The sequence below is a fragment of the Atribacteraceae bacterium genome (genome assembly GCA_035477455.1).
GTDB lineage: Bacteria > Atribacterota > Atribacteria > Atribacterales > Atribacteraceae > DATIKP01.
The window spans coordinates 1-3,397 of sequence record DATIKP010000126.1 but is presented as its reverse complement, the minus strand read 5'-3'; the positions used below and the strand labels follow the sequence as shown (position 1 = coordinate 3,397).

Sequence of the window (3,397 nt, the reverse complement as noted above, 5' to 3'; positions counted from 1 at the left end):
CGGATTGGGCCGATACCTTGCGCAAAGAACTTCGCTTGGCATGCCGAACGGATAGCCAAGGAAAACGGACCGGAGATTGAATTTATCCGTAGAATCGCCCCCTTCTGAAAGGACGATCGCATCCAATCGATCATTGAGAAGCCTGGCGCCCACCCGGGTCTGGTCCACACCTTTTCAGCCAGGGAAACATGCACCAATGACCAGCAAACGGGTAAAACATTCGTGAAAACGGACTCCGGGGAATGCCTGTCCTACTACTTTTACTTCATTGATCCGGACTTTGGACTCATGTTTCTTCCTGTCCCCCAGCTGGTCTCCGTTCCGCCTTCAGTTTTACATGAACAGACCCAATTGGCTTACCTCCCGGCCAAAGGCATCACCCCAAGTGCGGGACAAGACCTTCCTTGGCATCAGCGACTGGGAGAAGGCGCAGCAGCTATCCGACCATGTTCGGGTGGAAGACCTGCAGCAAGTCCATACTGCCCGGTGATCAAAAAACTGGGTGTAGGTTTAATCGCTGGAGCACCATGCAGGCAGTAGGCCGCAGACCTCGTTTTCCAGGACGAGAGCGGACCTGAAGTTTGCTCATGAGGGCATCGTTTATACCGCCATCCCTTCTGTAAAAGCAGAGAACATCGCCACGTTCCTGGGAAAAAAGCTGCGTGGGAACTACCAGGGGGAAATGGGAACCCGGTTCAACAAGCCTATTCTCGGTACGAGAATCAGCCACCAGGTGAGTGCAGTCAGCATCAAAATGTCGATGTCTCGCAGTTCAAGCCTGCTCGGGAAATCCAGAGCGGGAAGGAACCGTCACCCAGAAAGCCGCGCCGGTGAAGAAGAAGATTTACAGCCGGTATCCGCTCGGCCGACTGCTGAAAGCTGCCAATCGCCGCTATCTGGAGTTTGTATCTTCTGTGGAGGACCCCAGTGACGGTGCGAAAAAACTGGAGGAACTCTCGGAAAGCAAGAAGGACGGTCAAGCGTCTGTGGGTTCATGGGCTCATCAAGAAGGTATCGGGCACCCGGAAATATTACCTGACGAAACTGGGCAAAGCGGTTATCACCCTGGGGCTCAAAACGGAAGAGCTCTTTATCGTTCCCCAGTTAGCTCCGGTAGAAGCAGCCACAAGCTGATTGGGCCTCGCTGTTTTTCATGGGGTTCTTGGTTTCTTTCCAGTTTGCGCAGATGTTCGGAGTTAAGGGGTTAATACTACTTCCGCAGCACACTCCCTCGCCATGAGTGCCCCTTGCTGGATGCTATCCGTAGTGGGATTGGGCCTTACGCCAGAAAAATGTTCGACGGCTATTCCTTTTTCTCTCAATTGAGCTTTAACCGCCTCATACACAAGATGCAGGACACTGGTTTCGGGACCGGTTACCAACAGGCATCGCTTCCCCCATCGTTCCACCATCCCGGTAATTTCCTTGATCTTTCCCCAACCAAAGTGAATTTTCGTCGGTTGATAATAGGAAAACCCCTACATTGTTTCCCTCCAGTCGTTTTCGCTCTTCAGTTGTTCCATCTTTGAACGTCGGGTCATACGCTTTCCTGCTTATGCCTTAACTGCACCAAAACTCAAACCCCTCACCATGTAACGCTGGAATATCAAGGCCAGAATGAGTGGTGGCACAGCAGCTATAGAGGCCGAAGCAGTGATATATCCCCACAGGATCATTTCCTCGGTAATAAAGCCAGAGATACCAACCGGTAGAGTCTGGGTAAGCGGTGATCGGGTAAAAATCATGGCTAGTAAAAACTCATTCCAGGCAAAGATGAAACAGATCACACCGGTCGCGACCAATCCAGGTGCAGCCAGTGGAAGAACAATCCGGCCCAGGATGCCCCAGTGTGAACACCCATCGATCAGGGCGCTCTCTTCGATCGATTCAGGTATTTCATCGATAAAGGATTTCATCATCCAGACAACGAAAGGAATATTCAGAATGAGATACAGAATGGGAAGAATAATCTTGGTATCAACCAACCTCAAGGACGCAGCGATGATAAACAGTGGAATTGTCGCCACGATCGGGGGCAGCATTCGAATACTGAGAAACCAGAACAGCAATTTCTGACCGCCCACCTTATAGCGGGATATACCATACGCAGCCATGGTTCCCACCACCAAGGAAAGTACAACGTTTAACAGGGCCGTGATGAATGAATTCAAACCGAGCCTGGGTAAATCGGTGTTGAAAAAAACGTGGAAATAGTTCGCGATGGTCGGGGAAAATACCCACTTCGGCGGCATGGAAAATATGTCCACCTGGATCTTAAGAGAGGTGGCAAACAGCCAATAGATGGGAAATACGAAAAAAGACAGCGCTACAATGATTATAATTGTCCGAAGCACTTCAGATATGCGTACTTTTTTCCTCACAACAGCTTCAGCCTCCCTCCTATAACGTCCCCTGTGTTTTTGACATTAATCGGATGAAAAACCTGGTCATGACCGTCGCCAGTATGACCATGATCACTGACAAGGCAGCCGCCAGACCCATATTGTTCTCAAAAAACGCCCTACGCCAGATATTATGGGAGAGCAGGTTGGTTGATGCGCCAGGGCCACCCCGGGTAACCATATAAATAATGTCGAAGGTTTTGAACGCATCCAGGGACCTGAACATCAACACAATAGCCATGACCGGGGTAAGCAGTGGAAACATGATAAATCGAAAACTCTGCCAGACCGAAGCCCCATCGACCTTGGCCGCTTCAAAGGATTCGCTCGGTAAGCTTTCAATACCGGCCAGGAATATCAGCATGGCAAAGGGAGTCCACTGCCAGATATCGACAATCATAATGCTGGCCATGGCCGAAGCAGGCTGGCCCAGCCAGGCTATTTTTTCCAGGCCTATGGCAGAAATGAGATAGTTTATGACCCCCAGGTCATGACTGAACATAAACCTCCAGATCAGACCTACCACCACCGGTGCGATGACGGCTGGCATCAGGAAAACCACCCTCAACCACCGTATTCGGCTGTTGGATATCAATAGGGCTAACCCTAAACCCAGCAGAAATTGCACAACCACAACCAAAAACACAAAAAGTAAGGTAGCCCTGATCGAACCGTAAAGATCCGGATTCTGGAAAATATTCAGGTACTGTCGTAAGCCAATGAACTGACGGGGAAGGGTGGGAATGATGGACCAGCGGAAAAAGCTAACAAAAAACATATAGATCGTCGGATAAATGGTCGTGAGCAGTAATATCAGAATGGCTGGAGCCACCAGGATGTAACCGATTTTCCGTTTACGAAACCCTAAACTATGAGTCTTTTTCCCCTTTCCCTGCCCGGCGGTGAGTTGCTTGATCATTCATAAACCCCCTCTTTCCTGATACGTTACCCTTACCCGGGTGGACACACCCGGGTAAGGGTTCTTGACTTATTCT

3 protein-coding genes are annotated in these 3,397 nt (G+C 50.0%); 1 reads left to right on the top strand and 2 read right to left on the bottom strand.

Translation table 11 applies throughout. From position 1 onward, the window contains the following. The first annotated feature begins 927 nt into the window (after positions 1–927). Positions 928–1,134, top strand: a complete 207-nt coding sequence (locus VLH40_07815; protein ID HSV31908.1) for a hypothetical protein — start codon at positions 928–930, stop codon at positions 1,132–1,134. Positions 1,135–1,553: 419 nt separating this feature from the next. On the opposite strand, the gene VLH40_07810 is transcribed toward VLH40_07815, so the two are convergent. Further along, a complete protein-coding gene (locus VLH40_07810) occupies positions 1,554–2,381 on the bottom strand; it encodes a carbohydrate ABC transporter permease (protein ID HSV31907.1) in 828 nt (275 codons plus the stop codon). 19 nt (positions 2,382–2,400) lie between these two features. Continuing rightward, on the bottom strand, positions 2,401–3,321 hold the full coding sequence (locus tag VLH40_07805) for a sugar ABC transporter permease (GenBank protein HSV31906.1): 921 nt from the start codon (positions 3,319–3,321) through the stop codon (positions 2,401–2,403). Positions 3,322–3,397 lie beyond the last annotated feature (76 nt).